The following is a 15,618-nucleotide window of genomic DNA, read 5'->3' as shown; positions in this document are numbered from 1 at the left end:
CGCTACTCGAAGCTGGTGGCCGGCCGCTTCCAGAGGCGCAGACCGTGGCTGCGGCGGTAGTTCCAGCCGTGACCATCGCCGAAATCCACGGTCAGGCTGGACAGCTTGCCGCGGCCGACGCGATCGAGCAGCGGCGCGAACACCGCCGACTCCAATGCCTCGAGACTGCGCGCACCGCGCAGATCGATGGCGGCATCGTCGAGTTGCTCGGGCAGCTCGTCACTCTCGATGCGCTCGATGCTGATGCCCGAAAGCTGAGCCAGCGCGCAGGCCAGCGGCTCGGCGGCATAGAGCGTTCCGACGCCGGAGACCACCTGCTGCGGCAATACACCGCCGCCCCAGATCCAGAGTGCATTGGCAGGCGTGCGCCCGGCTGCGACTCGCGCCTGGTTGACCGGATGGTTGTGCAGGAGGACTTGGGCCTCGTTGAGCAGAGCACGCCAGCGCCGTCCTTCGTCGCCGTAGGGCAGATGCACGCCATAGTCGTCACCGAGGGCGTCTTCAGGCGTGGAAAACGCAGGCAGCCGCTGGCCCGGTTCGACACGCAGGTACCAGCGCGTCGTCGTCGGCGCCGTCAAGGGCATGCCGAAATCACCCAACAGGGGCTGCACCGCCAAGGCCAGCGCCTCGGATTCCTCCGGCCGCAAGCCCAGCTCACCCACGGCCATCAGGCGCACGCCGCTCATCTCAGGCTGCAGAAAGGCGGGATCGGCGCGCAGCCACTGGCTGCCTGCGGCATCGCCGCAGTCGAAGTGGCGGGACAGGGCCGCCGCCGGCAGGCCGAGCGGCGTGATGTCGAACAGGCGGGCGAGCTGGCCCAGTTCGCCCGCCTCGCCGTCCTCCAGCGCGTCGCCGCGGCCGATGAGTTTCTGCAGCGAGGGGGCCTGCGCGAGCTCACCGCGCAACTTGGCGCGGGCCGGAAGCAGAAGGATGCAGCCGCTGCCGCTCATCCGGCGTAGCGCACGCTGATGATGTCGTAGCTGCGCTCACCGCTGGGCGCGGCGATGGTGACCGAGTCACCCTCGTTCTTGCCGATCAGTGCGCGGGCAATCGGGGCTGAAACCGAGATCAGGCCCTGTTTGATGTCGGCTTCGAGGTCGCCAACGATCTGGTAGGTGACCTCCTCGTCAGTCTCGCTATCGGCCAGTTCGACGGTTGCACCGAACACGATCTTGCTGCCGGCGGCCAGCTTGGAGACGTCGATCACCTGGGCATGCGAGAGCACGGACTCCAGCTCCTTGATGCGGCCCTCGATGAAACCCTGCTGCTCGCGGGCGGCGTGGTACTCGGCGTTCTCCTTCAAGTCGCCATGCGCGCGCGCCTCGGCGATCGCGGCGATCACTTCGGGGCGCTTCACCGACTTCAGGTGTTCAAGTTCCTCGCGCAGACGCTGGGATCCTTTCAGCGTGAGGGGGGCTCTCATGCGTTCAACTCCTCGTGCAGCTCCTGCAGCGACAGCACGTCGCCCGAGCCGCGGAACTCCAGCGAGTGCAGCAGAGCACGCGCGCCGGAGATGGTGGTGGAATAGGTCACCCGATGCTGCAGCGCCTCACGGCGGATCGAGAAGGAATCGGCGATCGCCTGGCGGCCCTCGGTGGTGTTGACGATATACACGATTTCGCCGTTCTTGATGAGGTCCACCACGTGCGGGCGGCCCTCGGCCACCTTGTTGACCACGGCGCAGTCGAAACCCTTCTCGCGCAGGAAAGCCGCGGTGCCCGAGGTGGCGATCAGGCTGAAACCCTGCTTGACCAGCAGCTCGGCCACCGGCAGCAGGCGCTGCTTGTCGGGATCACGCACCGACACGAAGGCCTTGCCCGGCGGCGGCACCTTGATGGACGCCGCCTCCTGAGCGCGTGCAAAGGCCGCACCGAAGCTGCGGCCCACGCCCATCACTTCGCCGGTGGAGCGCATTTCCGGGCCCAGGATCGGATCGACATTCTGGAACTTGGCGAAGGGGAAGATCGCCTCCTTCACCGACCAGTAATCCGGCACGATCTCGGCGGTTGCGCCCTGCTGCACGAGGCTCTGCCCGACCATGCAGCGGGCGGCGATCTTCGCCAGAGGTCGGCCGGTGGCTTTGGACACGAAGGGCACGGTGCGCGAGGCGCGCGGGTTCACTTCGAGGATGTAGACGGTGCCCCCACCCTCGCCGTCCGGCAGCACGGCGAACTGGGTGTTCATGAGACCCACCACCTTGAGCTCGCGCGCCATCGCCGCGACCTGCACCCGCAGCTCGTCCTGCAGGGCCTTCGACAGCGAGTACGGCGGCAGCGAGCAGGACGAATCGCCCGAGTGCACGCCCGCCTCTTCGATGTGCTCCATGATCCCGCCGATCAGCACATTGCCCTCGGCGTCGGCGACCACGTCGACGTCGATTTCGACGGCGTTGTCGAGGAAGCGGTCGAGCAGCACCGGCGACTCGTTGGACACGCTGACCGCATCGCGGATATAGCGCGACAGGTCGGCATCCGAATACACGACCTCCATCGCGCGACCGCCCAGCACGTAGCTTGGGCGAACGACCAGCGGATAGCCGATCTCGTGCGCGATCAGCAGGGCCTGCTCGGGCGTGCGCGCCGTACGGTTCGGCGGCTGGTTCAGGCCCAGCTTCTGGATCATCTGCTGGAAGCGCTCGCGGTCTTCAGCGAGGTCGATCGAGTCCGGACTGGTGCCGATGATCGGCACGCCGGCCTCTTCCAGCGCGCGCGCGAGCTTGAGGGGCGTCTGGCCGCCGTACTGGACGATCACGCCCTTGGGCTTTTCCTTGTCGACGATCTCCAGCACGTCTTCGAGCGTCAAAGGCTCGAAGTACAGGCGGTCGGAGGTGTCGTAGTCGGTCGAGACCGTCTCCGGATTGCAGTTGACCATGATGGTCTCGAAGCCGTCCTCGCGCAGGGCGAGGGCGGCGTGTACGCAGCAGTAGTCGAACTCGATGCCTTGGCCGATGCGGTTGGGGCCGCCGCCCAGCACCATGATCTTGTTGCGGTCGGTCGGCTCGGCCTCGCACTCGTCCTCATAGGTCGAATACAGATAGGCCGTGCTGGTCGAGAACTCGGCCGCGCAGCTGTCGACACGCTTGAACACCGGGCGCACGCCAAAGGCATGGCGCAGCGCACGTACCGCCTTCTCGTCGGTGCCCAGCAGCTTGGCCAGACGCATGTCGGAAAAGCCCAGACGCTTCAGCGCGCGCAGGCGGGTCGCATCCAGCGCAGCCAGGCCACCGGCCGCCACTTCGCCCTCGGTGCGGATCAGGTGCTCGATCTGGCGCAGGAACCAGGGGTCGATACCGGAGAGCGCGTGCACTTCGTCCACGCCCAAGCCGTGGCGGAAAGCATCGCCCACGTAGAACAGGCGGTCCGGACCCGGCTCGCGCAGCTGGCGGCGCAGTTCCAGCATGCCATCCGCATCGAGATGCGCCGGCAGCATGGGATCGAAGCCGGTGCGGCCAGTCTCCAAGCCGCGCAAGGCCTTCTGCAGTGATTCCGACTGCGAGCGGCCCATCGCCATCACCTCGCCCACCGACTTCATCTGGGTGGTGAGACGCGAATCCGCGGCGGGGAATTTCTCGAACGCGAAGCGCGGAATCTTGGTGACCACGTAGTCGATGGTCGGCTCGAAGCTCGCCGGCGTGGCACCGCCGGTGATCTCGTTGCGCAGCTCGTCCAGCGTGTAGCCCACGGCGAGCTTGGCCGCGACCTTGGCGATCGGGAAGCCGGTGGCCTTGGACGCCAGAGCCGACGAGCGCGACACGCGCGGGTTCATCTCGATGACAACGACGCGGCCGTTCTTCGGGTTGACGCCGAACTGCACGTTCGAGCCGCCGGTATCGACGCCGATCTTGCGCAGCACCGCGATCGAGGCGTCGCGCAGGCGCTGGTACTCCTTGTCGGTGAGCGTCTGCGCCGGCGCCACGGTGATGCTGTCACCGGTGTGCACGCCCATGGCGTCGATGTTCTCGATCGAGCAGACGATGATGCAGTTGTCCGCACGATCGCGGACCACCTCCATCTCGTACTCCTTCCAGCCGAGAACCGATTCCTCGACCAGCACCTCGTGCACCGGACTGAGCTCCAGTCCGCGCTTGACGATCTCTTCGAACTCTTCGCGGTTGTAGGCGATGCCGCCACCGCTGCCACCCAGGGTGAAGCTCGGCCGGATGATGGTCGGATAGCCGACCTTGGCCTGGATCTCGACCGCCTGCTCGAAGCTGCGCGCCACCTCGGCCTTGGGGCATTCGAGGCCGATCTCGCCCATGGCGACGCGGAACAGCTCGCGGTCTTCGGCCATGCGGATCGCTTCGCGCGAGGCGCCGATCAGCTCGACGCCGTACTTCTCGAGCGTGCCGGCGTCCGCCATGTCCAGCGCGCAGTTGAGCGCAGTCTGGCCGCCCATGGTCGGCAGCAGGGCGCAGGGCTTCTCCTTGGCGATGATCTTCTCGACCGTGGCCGGGTTGATCGGCTCGATGTAGACCGCGTCCGCCGTATCGGGGTCGGTCATGATCGTCGCCGGGTTGGAGTTGACCAGCACGACGCGGTAGCCCTCCGCCTTCAGCGCCTTGCAGGCCTGCGCGCCCGAGTAGTCGAACTCGCAGGCCTGGCCGATGACGATCGGGCCGGCGCCGATGATGAGGATGGTCTTGAGATCAGTTCGCTTGGGCATCGGTCAGGTCGGTCGAGGAATCGGGTTGGATGGCGGCGGCATCGAGCACGCGCACGGTCTGCACGGTCTCGGCGGGAATGGTCAGGTCGAAGCCGCCCTGCGCAGGCGGCAGGCGCAGCACCAGCTGCGCCTGCGCGTGGCTGACGAGCTCGCCGCGGCGACGGCTGCCATAAATCGAGAGCACCTCAAGCTCGCGCCCGATGTAGGGCGCAAGGTCCTCATAGGCGATGCGACCGTCGCGCGCGGGCAGCGGAATCTCCTGCTTGGGCGGCTGTGGCGCAGGAATCCGCGGCGGGTCGGAGACAACCTCTTCGATCTCGGGATCGAGAGGCACACCGTCCTCAAGCCGGGTGCGGGCGACTTCCGCGGCCACCTGCTGCTCGCGCAGGGTCATCGGCCGCACTTCGGCGAAAGCGAAGCGCACCGGATCGATGCCACTGACCCGCACATAGGGCGCCAGTGCCTGACGCAGGGCCTCGCCCTGCATTGACGCGAGCTGCATCAAGCCGAGCGCCGATGACGGACGGGTCTCGATGCGGAACTCGCCGCCATCGGCGGCGAACTTGCCGAAGGCCTTCAACAGGTCGGCGTCGGGCTGCAGGCCGACGGTGCGCAGCAGGCCACGCACCGACTCCATGTGCAGGGCGTTGAAATCGGCGAGGCTCGTGGTCACCCGATCGGTGCACCAGCCGTTGCGGGCCTGCATGAAGCCTTCGTCGATGAAGGCGAGGCTCAGGTTCGCCAGCCGCCCTTGGGCGAGCTGATCAGTGGAAACGCCCGCTCCGCCGGGCAAGGCAACGCCCAGACGCCATTCCAGCCGCCCCACGCCCGGGGTACCCAGATCCCAGCTGATATTGACGATGCCGGCGTCGGAATGCTCGAAGCGCGCGCTGATGACGGTGTCGCTGGCGGGCAGGCCCATGTCGACCAGATTGCTGCGACTGAAGGCATTGACCCCGCAGCCGGCGGCCTCGAAGGGCATGGCACTGTAGGCGCCGATGAAGCCGGCCTCGGGGCCGGAGGGAACGCCCTCGAATTCCAGATTGGCAACGCTGATGCCCATGCGCCGCGGCAGCTGCTGCGGCATGCCGAAAACGCCCGCCTTCAGCATCCATCCGAGGCCGGGGGTTTCCAGCGCGACTCGCCCGGTGCGCAAGCGCAGGCCCTGCGCTCCCGGCAGGCGCGGGGCGACCTCCAGGCTGTCGACGCCCATCTGCCCATCGAAAGTGAAGAAGCTGCCGCCGCGCTGAACATCCGCGAAAGCCTGCAGCGACTCGACCTGGCGGGAGATCGCCGCGTCGACGCGCCACCACACCAGACCGTACAGCAGAGCGATCGGCAGCCCCACCCGCGTCAGGCCCCAGAAGATCCAGCGACCGGGACTGCTGCGGCTCGTTCGGGCGGAAGCTTTGCGTGCCATGGGGGACTCCTTGCGGGATCAGCGCGAGGGTGACATCAGCTCGATGAAGCGATCGAACAGACCGGCAACGTCGTGCGGTCCAGGCGCTGCCTCCGGGTGCCCCTGGAAACTGAAGGCAGGCGCGTCGGTGAGCGCGATGCCCTGCAAACTGCCGTCGAACAGCGAACGGTGGGTGGCTCGCACGTTGGCCGGCAGGCTGGACTCGTCCACCGCGAAGCCATGGTTCTGGCTGGAGATCATGACCCGGCCGCTGTCGAGGTCCTGCACCGGGTGGTTGGCACCGTGGTGGCCGAACTTCATCTTCAGGGTGCGCGCGCCGGCCGCGAGACCCAGCAGCTGATGCCCAAGGCAGATGCCAAAGGTCGGCAGCTTGGCTTCGATGAAGCGGCGGATCGCGGCGATGGCGTAGTCGCAGGGCTCGGGGTCGCCGGGGCCGTTGGACAGGAACACGCCGTCCGGCTTGAGCGCCAGCACCTCGTCGGCGCGGGTCTGCGCCGGCACCACGGTGAGCCGGCAGCCGCGCTCGGCGAGCATGCGCAGGATGTTGCGCTTTACACCGAAGTCGTAGGCCACCACGTGGAAGCGCGGGGCCGGCGTCTCGAAGACCTGGCGATCCAGCGCATACCGGCCCTCGGCCCAGGCGTAGGGTGCCGTGACGCTGACGACCTTGGCGAGGTCCATGCCCTTGAGGCCCGGGAACTCACGCGCGCGGCGCAGCGCCTCTTCGGCGGTGGCGCCCTCGCCGGCCAGAATGCAGCCGTTCTGGGCGCCGGAGTCACGCAGACGACGGGTCAGCGCGCGGGTGTCGATCTCGGCGATCGCCACAACGCCGCGGGCCTGCAGCCATTCCGGCAGGTCGGACTGGCTGCGCCAGCTGCTGGCCGGGGTCGGCTGCTCGCGGATGATGAGGCCGGAGGCGAAGACCTTGCCCGCTTCGTCATCGACGTCGGTGCAGCCCGTGTTGCCGATGTGCGGATAGGTCAGGGTGACGATCTGCTGCGCGTAGGAGGGATCCGTGAGGATTTCCTGGTAGCCGGTCATGGCGGTGTTGAACACCACCTCGCCGACCGTGCAGCCGGAAACGCCCACCGACACACCGCGATACACGGTGCCGTCGGCAAGAGCCAGAAGAGCGGGTTGGGTCACGAGCGATTCGCCTTGTGAGGATCGGGGAGGCACCCCTGCGAGCGGCGCTGGACGCAGCTTGCGCGAAACCGCCGGGCTTGCGTCTAGCAGGTCCGGAGGCCGTCGAGGGAGGGGGCGAAAGGTGAAGCAGGCGAGGCGGAAGTTTACGTTTTCCGCTCACAACCTGTCCACCTGTGCGAACGCAGCAAACGCGTGCGGCGATCACGGTTCAGGGCATGCATGACGCGATGTCGTCGCTCGCAGCGGGCCCCGCCACCCGAGCTCAGTCGGCGAGCCCCAGCACGTCCTCGACGCGATACCGCCCCGGCCCGCGACCGCTGAGCCAGGCCGCGGATTTCAGCGCGCCGCGCGCGAACACCTCGCGACTGGCCGCGCGGTGGGTGAGCTCGATGACTTCCGCCTCGCCCGCCAGCAGGATCTGGTGATCGCCAACGACATCGCCGCCGCGCACGGCGTGGAAGCCGATCTCGCCGGCAATGCGCGGCGCCTGCGCGCCCTCGCGCCCATGCCGCGCCAGCGCAGCGAGCGACTGCCCGCGCCCGGCCGCGATGGCCTCGCCCAGACGCAGGGCCGTGCCCGAGGGAGCGTCCTGCTTGCGGCGATGGTGGGTTTCGATGATCTCGCAGTCCCAGTCGGGCACGGCCGCCGCAGCGCGCCGGGCCAGCGCCGCCAGCAGGGCCACGCCCAGCGAGAAGTTCGCCGCCCACAACACCGGCACCCGCTGTGCCGCCTGATCGAGGGCAGCCAGCGCCGCGGCATCGAGGCCGGTGGTGCCGGACACCAGCGCCGCACCGCGCTCGGCACAGGCCGCCGCCAGCGCAGGCAGGGCGCTGGGCGCGCTGAAGTCGATGACGACATCGAAGGCTGGTGCCTGGGCGATCTGCGCGGGGCGCAGCACCGCGAGCGCACCGAGATCGGCGCGCGGTGCGTTGGCCACGGCCGCGACCAGATGCAGGCCGGGGTGTTCGGCCACCAGCGACAGCAGGCTGCGGCCCATGCGGCCCGAAGCTCCGTGGATCAGCAGCCTGGCGCGGCGATCGTCCATGGTCATTCACCGGTGAGAGTCAGGGGCCGCGAGTGTAGGCGAGCCCGCGCTGCGGGATGCCAACGCGAAGCGCTGCCTGCGCAATTGGACCGTTCTCGGCAACGCTGCGGTGCACGTCTGGGGCTGGCAGCCCCGCCCTGTCCTTCCTATTCTGCGCGGGCCGTGCAAGGTGCTCCATCTGGCCTGGGCCTTCGGGACCACCGCGCCGCCCCCCCTCCGCCGGCATCGGATGCCGGCCTGCCCGCACAGGGACGCCCATGCCCCCCCATTCTCTTTCGCCCGCCAAGGCAACGGCCGCTGCACTTGGCCTGTGCCTGGCGCTGGCCCTGCTCACGCCGGCGTTGGCCGCGGAGCCGGCCCGCGCGCCTTGGACCACCCTGCAGGCCGGCATCAGCGACGCCCCGGACACGCCGAACACCGACTTCGTGCTGCTGACCCACGCAAGGCCACAGCCGCGCCTGCCGTTTGGACTCGACTTCTACGCGCTGAACGCCGGCAGCATCGGCCGCCATGACACCGCCCCCGCGGGCAGCGACCAGCGCGTGCATTTCGCCTCGCTGCAGCTCGGCTACGACTTCGGCCGGGTGACCCTGGCCTCGGGCCTCGCGGCCGTCAGCCACGTCACCAACTACCTGAGCAGCGGCTACCAGTTCCACAGCCACCTCGGCATCCGCTTCGGTCGCCTGGTGATCGGCCTGGGGCACCTCTCGAACGCCCGCACGCGCCAACCGAACAAGGGCGAAAGCTATCTGTCGGTGGGCTTCCAGTTCTAGGCGGAGGCCACATCAGCGCGCCGCTGGACCTGCGAGCTCAACAGGCGGCCACGCGTGCCGCTGCCGCCCGCGGGCTCAGCGCTCGCTGATGACGAAGCTGCCGAAGGCGACGCCCACATCCCAACCCTTGCCCGTGCCCGAAAGTGCAAGCGAAATCTCGCCCTTGGTGACCACCTGCCCTTTGGCCGAACGTCCGGCCCCGGCATGCGCTTCGGCGCTGGCATAGCCGCCGATCAATTCGCGGATGTCGTCGACGCCGGAGAACTCGCCCACGCCGTTCTCGATGCGCGACTTGCCGAACGAAATTCCGCCGCCACGCGCCTCCAGCCGTACGCGCATCGACTGGCCGTTGTTGCAGGTGATCGTGCCTTCGCCGCTCGAACGCTTGTAGAAGGCCGACCAGCCGGAAAGATTGAAGCGCATCTCGCAGTCGACATTGCCGGCACGCGCCGCTTCGAGAGGCAGCAGCGCGGCGGCGAATGCGAGTACGGCAGCGCAACGAAGGGGACGGTGCATGGCGGGCTCCCGGCGATCTGAAGAGGGATGCAAGGCTAGCGCAGCCGCGGCCCGCCGACGATCCGCAGCCCGGCGGCGGCTCGGTCCTGCATCGACGCAAGCGGTACCGGCACGGGCTCACGGAAACGGAATGTCATGGGAAGCGCTCGGCGGCGGCACTCGCCCCCAAGGGGCAGTCTCGCCCCGGCGGAAGATGCCTCTTGGCTCGCGGGAGGCGCGTTAGTTCGCCCCACCGCGCATCGTCAGAAGCGCTCGCCGCGAGGCAGGTAGCGCCAACTCGACTCAGGCAGCTTGGCCAAGGGCACGCGCCCGAGACGGATGCGCCGCGCCGAGAGCAGACGCAGATCCACCTGCCCACACATCCACGCCAACTGGCCCGGGCGCACATCCTTGATGGCGAAGCGCAGGCGGGTTTCGCTCTGCCAGCTCACCTTGCACGGCGGCAGCGTGCGGCCCTCGAAGCGCAGCCCATGGCTCAGGCGATGCAGGCCGTAGGCGGCGACGCTGCCCTCGACCTCGACGATGAACTCCTGCTCGATGCGGGCTCCTTCCTCGCGCATGCGATGGAGCAGACGCCCGTCCTGGGTGAAAGGCTGCAGGCCGCAGGCGCCGTGCTCCAGCGGCAGCAGCGGGGACAGCCTGCGCAGATGTCGGCGCAGCGGGCGGATGCCGCTGGGGTCGTCCGCCCAATGCCGGTCCGCGGCAACCAGGGCCGGCGCCACCTCCACGCCGGCGGGCTTGTGCAACAGCACGGTCATGGGCTCCAGCGGCGCGGCGATGGCCTCCAGATCCACCTCGACGCGCTGCTCGCGCACCGGATGCTCGGGACGGTCGATCACCTCGCCATCGACGCTGACGCAGCCGCCCTCGATGTAGCGCTCGGCCTGGGCACGCGAGCAGCCGGTCAGCTCGATGACGCGTTTGGACAGTCGGATGGGCTCGGACATCGATGGGGCCGTGGAAAGCAGCGCCGAGTGTACGCGCCCGCGGTACAGCCGCTGCCGCAAGGGCCGCATCAAGCGCGGTCGGCGCGGCTCATCCTGCGGCCCCGGTAATGGCGGTGGTCCGCCAGCGCGAGCAGCTCGGCGTCCTCAGGCGTGTCGCCATAGGCGTGGACCTCGGCATAGGCCGCGAGATCGATGTGCCCACGGACGCGGCGCGCCTTTTCAGCCCCCACGCATTGAGCACCCGCGAACACACCGGTGCAGCGGCCATCGACCGTCTCCAGCTCCGAACACAGCAGCTCCAGCCCCTGAGCCGCCGCCCACGGCCGGAGATACGTGCCGAGCCCACCGGACACGATCACCACGCGATCACCGCGCTGGCGATGCCAGAGGAGACGCGCCATGGCCTCCGGCCGCAGCACGCCGGGCAGGTAATCCGCAGCGAAGCGCACGCCTTCCCGCTCCAGCGCCTCGCGATCCGCGCCCGTGAAGCCAAGCCTCACGATCGCCGAGCGCAGGCGCGTACCCGACACCAGCCGCAGGCGATAGCCCAACACCAGCGGCCATAGCCGCAGCCAACCGGCACGCAGGCGCGACCTGGGCAGCACGCGCTTGAGAAAGACCGGGAAGGTCTCACACGTCGTCAGGGTGCCGTCGAAATCAAAGAGGGCGAGGTCGGATCGGGTCGGCATGCTGCACAACAGTCTATGGCAGGCGAAGGCCAGACAGGCCGCTTCCTACCCCAGGGCCCGGACGGCCGCGACTGGCCAACCTCGAAGCGAGGTCGGCATCAGCGGCAGCGAGTCATCGGGCTTCATCATCGGGCTGTGCGCCGCCGCACTGGCCAGTGGGCTGATGTTCCGGCGCTGGTCATCCCATTCGCGGCGGCCCGAGAACAGTGATTGGCACGGCGAAGCTCACGGCGGCTAGGGCAGTTGCTTCAGAGCCGAGCGCGGCGCACGCGTCGGAGTGGGCCTTTCTGTCGCGCCCACGGAACTGGCGCAGCCCATGCCGGCAAGACTGAGCTTGCTTGGCTGGTGAGCGACCGGCTTCGCTCTGGTCCACCATCACTGGAAACCTGCCCGGGTCCACCGCCCCCATAGGTTCGACGCAAGCGCGATGCTGCCCACCGTGCGACAATCCGCGCCCCTTTCCACCCCAACCAAGGACTCCGCCATGAAGCTGGCCCGTCTGCGTCGCCGTCGCAATCGCCTCCGCCGTGATCTGCGTACCCGCGGCAAGCTGTAAGCAGAACCCCGCGACCCACCGCAGCGTCTGACGCCGGTGGGTCGCTGTTTTTGAGCGTCCAAACTCGGGCCGGGATCCGCGCAGCATGAGGTCGCGCCGGATGAGGTCGCGCCGAACCCGCCAGGCAGGCGCGGTTCAACGCTGCGGGTGCATTGAGCGACACATCGCCTGCGCACTCCGCGGCGTTCGTCCCCCGCAGCACGCGCCGCGCCTCTACTCCCTGCGCAGCGACTCCATGGGCGCCAGCCGGGACGCACGACGCGCCGGCAGGTAGCTGGCGAGTGCGCCTATCGCCAGCATCAGCAGGGCCATCCCGAGAAAGGTCGCTAGGTCCAGCGCCTGCACGCCAAACAGGAGGCTGCCAATCGCCTGGCTGGCAACGGCCGCGGCCATCAGGCCGAGGCAGACCCCCGCGGCGACCACCCCCAGGCCTTGACTGACGATCATCCGCTGCACGCGGGCCGCTGGGGCGCCCAGGGCCATGCGCACGCCGATCTCGCGGGTGCGCGAGGCGACCACGTAGGAAAGCACTCCGTACAGGCCCACCGCCCCGAGGCAGACCGCCAGCGTCGCCGCGAGACCGAGCGTCAACAGCGTGAACGACAGGCGCGTGAGCGAGGCATCGACCAGGCCCTGCAGGGTGAAGACGCGATACATCGGAGCCTCAGGCGCGAGTTCGCGGAGCAAGGCCCGCACCTCACCACCGATGCTGTCGGCGCGCGCGCTCTTGATCACGTAGGCCGGCGTGGTCACCGTCCACGACGGACCCGTCGAGGGCGCCATCAAGGGCAGGTAGACCAGCGGTTCCGGCGGCGACCAGAAGTTGTCCTGCAGGACGTTCTCGACGACACCGACAACGGTTTCCCAGTCCTCGCGGCCCTCGCGCTGCAGCCGCTGGCCCAACGGATCGCGGCCCGGCCAGAGCCGCTCGGCCGCGGCACGGCTGACGATGAGCACGCCGCTGCCCGCATGGTCCTGTGCGGTGAACTCGCGACCGGAAACCAAGGAAATGCCCATGCTGCGGAAGTAGTCGCCGGCGCTGTAGGTGATGTTGATCACCTGCCCCTCCGCCGCGGAAACGCCCATGTCCTGGGTGCGAGCGCGCGAGGCCGCGGTGCCTTCGTTGAGCGGAACGTTCTCGACCAGACCGACCGACTGCACGCCCGGCACGGCCCGCAAGCGTTCCAGCACTTCGAGGTGGAAGCGCGACCACGCCGCCGGGCTGTCCAGGCGAGCCTGTTCGGGTGCGAACTGGAAGGTGAAGACGTCGCGGACCTCGTAGCCCGGATCCACGTTGTAGAGCGCGTTGGCGCTGCGCAGCAGCAGCCCGGCACCGATCAGCAGGGTGAGCGCCATCGCGGTCTGAGCCACGACAAGGCCTTGGCGAGTGCGGTTCTCGCCTGCGATGTGGCCACGCCCCCCCTCGCGCAGACCCGACAGCTCCGGAGCGGCGCCGCGCCAGGCCGGCAGCAGGCCACACAGCACGCCGGAGAGCAGCGCCGTCGCGGCAGTGAAGGCAAGTGTCGCGGCATCCAGACCTGCATCGGAGAGGCGCGGCACCCCGGCCGGCGCGAAGCTCACCAGCAAGGGCAGCAGCAGGGCCGCGATCAGCACGGCCAGCATGCCCGCCATCGCGGCGACCAGGATCGACTCGGCGAGCTGCAGACGTACCAGCTGCACGCGGCCAGCCCCGAGCGCACGCCTGACCGCGAGTTCGCGCTGGCGTGACTCCGCGCGCACCAGGAACAGATTGGCCAGATTCGCGCAGGCCACCACCAGCAGCACCGCGGCGGCAGCCAGCAGCAGCCAGAGCGGACCCGCGATCGGCCCCAGCAGCTGCGCATCCAGCGGCTGCACGATCACCCGGTACTGCTGCATGAGGCGGCTGTAGGCCGCCGTACCGCCAAAGCGCTCCGGCATTTCAGCCGCCAGCAGCGAAAGCTCGGCCTGCAGGGCTTCGGCCGTGACTCCGGGGCGGGCGCGCACGATCATCGCCGAGTTGAAGCGGCCGGTCTGGCCGATGCTGGATTCGTCGACGGGGCGCGCCATCCACAGCCAAGTGTCTTCTTCGGGAAAGCGGAAGTGGGGAGGCATGACCGCCACGATCTCGCGGGGCTCACCGAACAGGGTCACGGTGCGACCCAAGACCGCCGGGTCGCGCCCGAACCAGTCGGCCCAGAAGCGATCGCTGATCACCGCCACCGGCACCGGCTCATCGGCGACCGGCAGGCGGCCCAGCGCGGGCGCCACGCCGAGCGCGTTGAAGAACTCGCTGCTGGGCGAGGACATTTCCAGCCGCTCGGCGCGCTCGTCGACGCGTACGGTGTTGGTGAATCCGTTGTACTGGGCGGCATGTTCGATGAGCTTGGAGCGCTCTCGATAGTGCACGAGGAATTCGTTGGCCACGCCCAGTTCGCCGCTGAACTGGGAGCCCGGCGCATCGCCCGACACGTAGAACAGGCGCTCCGCCTCCGGAAACGGCAAAGGGCGCAGAAGCACCGCGTTGACGGCACTGAACAGTGCCGCCAGGGCGCCCATGGCCAAGGCCAGCATCAGCACCGCAGTGAGGGTGAAGCCCGGCGTGCGGGCAAGGGCCCGCGCGGCATGGCGCAGATCGGCAATCAGCGGTTTCATGATGAGTTGCACCGGTCCAGAAGGCGTTCACGACCCTGTAGGCCGACAGGAGCAGCCACAGCACGCAACGTGCCAACCAGGAGAACGCCGCGCAGCGAGCGCTTCTCCCGCGTCGGAGCGCGCGCACTGTTCAGCCGTGGACAGTCGACTGTCCGGAATCAGTCAGCTCAGGCTTGCGACGTGACTCCCGGATCCGCCCTGCGGCGTCGTGTGGATCGCGCGACGTCGCCACGATAAAGCCTGTCCGCTGCCGCCAAGCGCTCGTGTATGCGCGTCCGAAGATCGGGCGGACCCAGCACTTCGACCTCCGGTGCGAGCGCCAACAGTTGAATACTGGCCCGTTCGACGCCCTCGATCGGGATCTGCAGTCTCCACATTCCGCCGCGGCGTTCGCGCGGGCTCGCACGCCCCACCGCAGCGGCGCAGGCACTGTTCAGCTCTGCCAGCGCCTGCAGGCCCTTGGGGCTCGCCCTTACGCTTGCGTGCCCGGCATACAGCTCGCGCTCGAAACGCTGCACCGATTCTCGCCAATAGTCGGACAGCACGAATCCTCGCGGCCGCTTCGACTCGATCGCAAGCTCGGTGGCGCTGACGATGCCTGCCACTTTGAAGGTGCTGGCACGACCGTTCAGCAGGGCAACCAAGTACCAGTGGCCGGCCTTGGTCACCAGCCCCAAGGGATGCACCAGGCGTTCGGATCGCTTCCGCCAGCTGACGTAGTCGATCCGCAGCGCCCGGTCCTTCCACAGCGCCGCGGCGACCACGCGCAGCAGCGGCGCCGGCGTTGGCGCGCGATACCAGTCGAGTGGGTCCAGATGCAGGCGGTCACTCACTCTGAGCGCTTCCGCGCGGGCCGCGCCCGGCAGGGCGCCGAGCAATTTCCCTCGCGCCGCCGCCACCGCACCCGCAAGCCCGAGTTCGGCGGCCGGCGCCGCCAGACCCGCCAGCAGCACCGTCTGCGACTCCGCCTCGGTGAGCCCGGTCAGGCGGGTCTGCCAGCCGGGAGCAAGCTCGAAGCCTCCGTGGCGGCCGCGCTGGGCGTAGATCGGCACACCGGCGGCACTCAGCTCGTCGACGTCGCGGTACAGGGTGCGCACGGACACTTCGAGCCGCGCAGCCAGCTCGACCGCGCTGATGCGCCCGCGCGCCTGCAGCAGCATCTGGATTGACAGCAGGCGACTGGCACGCATGGCCAACTTCCCGGACAGGAGCCGGCTTAAAACATGACAC

Annotated in this window: 12 protein-coding genes; 1 reads left to right on the top strand and 11 read right to left on the bottom strand. The window is 68.8% G+C overall.

The features are described 5' to 3' along the window. Positions 1-2 precede the first annotated feature (2 nt). The 6 genes from BLP83_RS06405 to dapB form a co-directional block, all read right to left on the bottom strand. Positions 3-950, bottom strand: coding sequence for a hypothetical protein (locus BLP83_RS06405; RefSeq protein WP_091240299.1), 948 nt, complete (start codon positions 948-950; stop codon positions 3-5). Beyond that, the gene (greA, locus tag BLP83_RS06400; RefSeq protein ID WP_091240297.1) at positions 947-1,423 is read right to left on the bottom strand and encodes a transcription elongation factor GreA; all 477 of its coding nucleotides are present in this window, start codon (positions 1,421-1,423) and stop codon (positions 947-949) included. The genes BLP83_RS06405 and greA overlap by 4 nt, the downstream gene beginning before the upstream one ends. Then, positions 1,420-4,662 carry a carbamoyl-phosphate synthase large subunit gene (gene carB / locus BLP83_RS06395; RefSeq protein ID WP_091240294.1) on the bottom strand — a complete coding sequence of 1,081 codons (3,243 nt, stop codon included), beginning with the start codon at positions 4,660-4,662 and terminating at the stop codon, positions 1,420-1,422. The genes greA and carB overlap by 4 nt, the downstream gene beginning before the upstream one ends. Then, entirely contained in the window at positions 4,646-6,082 is a 1,437-nt protein-coding gene (locus BLP83_RS06390; RefSeq protein ID WP_091240291.1) for a hypothetical protein, read from the bottom strand. The genes carB and BLP83_RS06390 overlap by 17 nt, the downstream gene beginning before the upstream one ends. A gap of 18 nt (positions 6,083-6,100) precedes the next feature. Then, on the bottom strand, positions 6,101-7,228 hold the full coding sequence (carA, locus tag BLP83_RS06385; RefSeq protein ID WP_091240288.1) for a glutamine-hydrolyzing carbamoyl-phosphate synthase small subunit: 1,128 nt from the start codon (positions 7,226-7,228) through the stop codon (positions 6,101-6,103). Between the two features lie 262 nt (positions 7,229-7,490). Further along, complete coding sequence (gene dapB, locus BLP83_RS06380; RefSeq protein ID WP_342670433.1) at positions 7,491-8,273, bottom strand: 4-hydroxy-tetrahydrodipicolinate reductase; 783 nt, start codon at positions 8,271-8,273, stop codon at positions 7,491-7,493. A 257-nt stretch (positions 8,274-8,530) separates the two neighbouring features. On the opposite strand from dapB, the gene BLP83_RS06375 reads away from it, so the two are divergent. Beyond that, complete coding sequence (locus BLP83_RS06375) at positions 8,531-9,046, top strand: porin family protein (RefSeq protein ID WP_091240281.1); 516 nt, start codon at positions 8,531-8,533, stop codon at positions 9,044-9,046. A gap of 75 nt (positions 9,047-9,121) precedes the next feature. On the opposite strand, the gene BLP83_RS06370 is transcribed toward BLP83_RS06375, so the two are convergent. From BLP83_RS06370 to BLP83_RS06350, 5 genes are all read right to left on the bottom strand, one after another. Further along, complete coding sequence (locus tag BLP83_RS06370; protein ID WP_091240278.1) at positions 9,122-9,562, bottom strand: hypothetical protein; 441 nt, start codon at positions 9,560-9,562, stop codon at positions 9,122-9,124. 242 nt (positions 9,563-9,804) lie between these two features. Further along, positions 9,805-10,509, bottom strand: a complete 705-nt coding sequence (locus BLP83_RS06365; protein ID WP_091240275.1) for an RNA pseudouridine synthase — start codon at positions 10,507-10,509, stop codon at positions 9,805-9,807. A 68-nt stretch (positions 10,510-10,577) separates the two neighbouring features. Beyond that, the gene (locus tag BLP83_RS06360) at positions 10,578-11,198 is read right to left on the bottom strand and encodes an HAD family hydrolase (RefSeq protein WP_091240272.1); all 621 of its coding nucleotides are present in this window, start codon (positions 11,196-11,198) and stop codon (positions 10,578-10,580) included. A gap of 769 nt (positions 11,199-11,967) precedes the next feature. Beyond that, on the bottom strand, positions 11,968-14,388 hold the full coding sequence (locus tag BLP83_RS06355; RefSeq protein WP_091240269.1) for an ADOP family duplicated permease: 2,421 nt from the start codon (positions 14,386-14,388) through the stop codon (positions 11,968-11,970). Between the two features lie 167 nt (positions 14,389-14,555). Next, on the bottom strand, positions 14,556-15,578 hold the full coding sequence (locus BLP83_RS06350; protein ID WP_091240266.1) for a helix-turn-helix transcriptional regulator: 1,023 nt from the start codon (positions 15,576-15,578) through the stop codon (positions 14,556-14,558). Between the last annotated feature and the right edge of the window lie 40 nt (positions 15,579-15,618).

This window comes from Aquimonas voraii (genome assembly GCF_900101825.1).
Lineage (GTDB): Bacteria > Pseudomonadota > Gammaproteobacteria > Xanthomonadales > Xanthomonadaceae > Aquimonas > Aquimonas voraii.
Note: the sequence above shows the minus strand (reverse complement) of the source record. Positions and strands in the feature narration are given on the sequence as shown.

Coding starts and splice junctions, on each gene's coding strand:
- greA (WP_091240297.1), bottom strand. CDS start 1,423: ATGAGAGCCCCCCTCACGCTGAAAGGATCCCAGCGTCTGCGCGAGGAA.
- BLP83_RS06370 (WP_091240278.1), bottom strand. CDS start 9,562: ATGCACCGTCCCCTTCGTTGCGCTGCCGTACTCGCATTCGCCGCCGCG.
- BLP83_RS06350 (WP_091240266.1), bottom strand. CDS start 15,578: ATGCGTGCCAGTCGCCTGCTGTCAATCCAGATGCTGCTGCAGGCGCGC.
- BLP83_RS06355 (WP_091240269.1), bottom strand. CDS start 14,388: ATGAAACCGCTGATTGCCGATCTGCGCCATGCCGCGCGGGCCCTTGCC.
- BLP83_RS06360 (WP_091240272.1), bottom strand. CDS start 11,198: ATGCCGACCCGATCCGACCTCGCCCTCTTTGATTTCGACGGCACCCTG.
- BLP83_RS06390 (WP_091240291.1), bottom strand. CDS start 6,082: ATGGCACGCAAAGCTTCCGCCCGAACGAGCCGCAGCAGTCCCGGTCGC.
- BLP83_RS06365 (WP_091240275.1), bottom strand. CDS start 10,509: ATGTCCGAGCCCATCCGACTGTCCAAACGCGTCATCGAGCTGACCGGC.
- BLP83_RS06375 (WP_091240281.1), top strand. CDS start 8,531: ATGCCCCCCCATTCTCTTTCGCCCGCCAAGGCAACGGCCGCTGCACTT.
- dapB (WP_342670433.1), bottom strand. CDS start 8,273: ATGGACGATCGCCGCGCCAGGCTGCTGATCCACGGAGCTTCGGGCCGC.
- BLP83_RS06405 (WP_091240299.1), bottom strand. CDS start 950: ATGAGCGGCAGCGGCTGCATCCTTCTGCTTCCGGCCCGCGCCAAGTTG.
- carB (WP_091240294.1), bottom strand. CDS start 4,662: ATGCCCAAGCGAACTGATCTCAAGACCATCCTCATCATCGGCGCCGGC.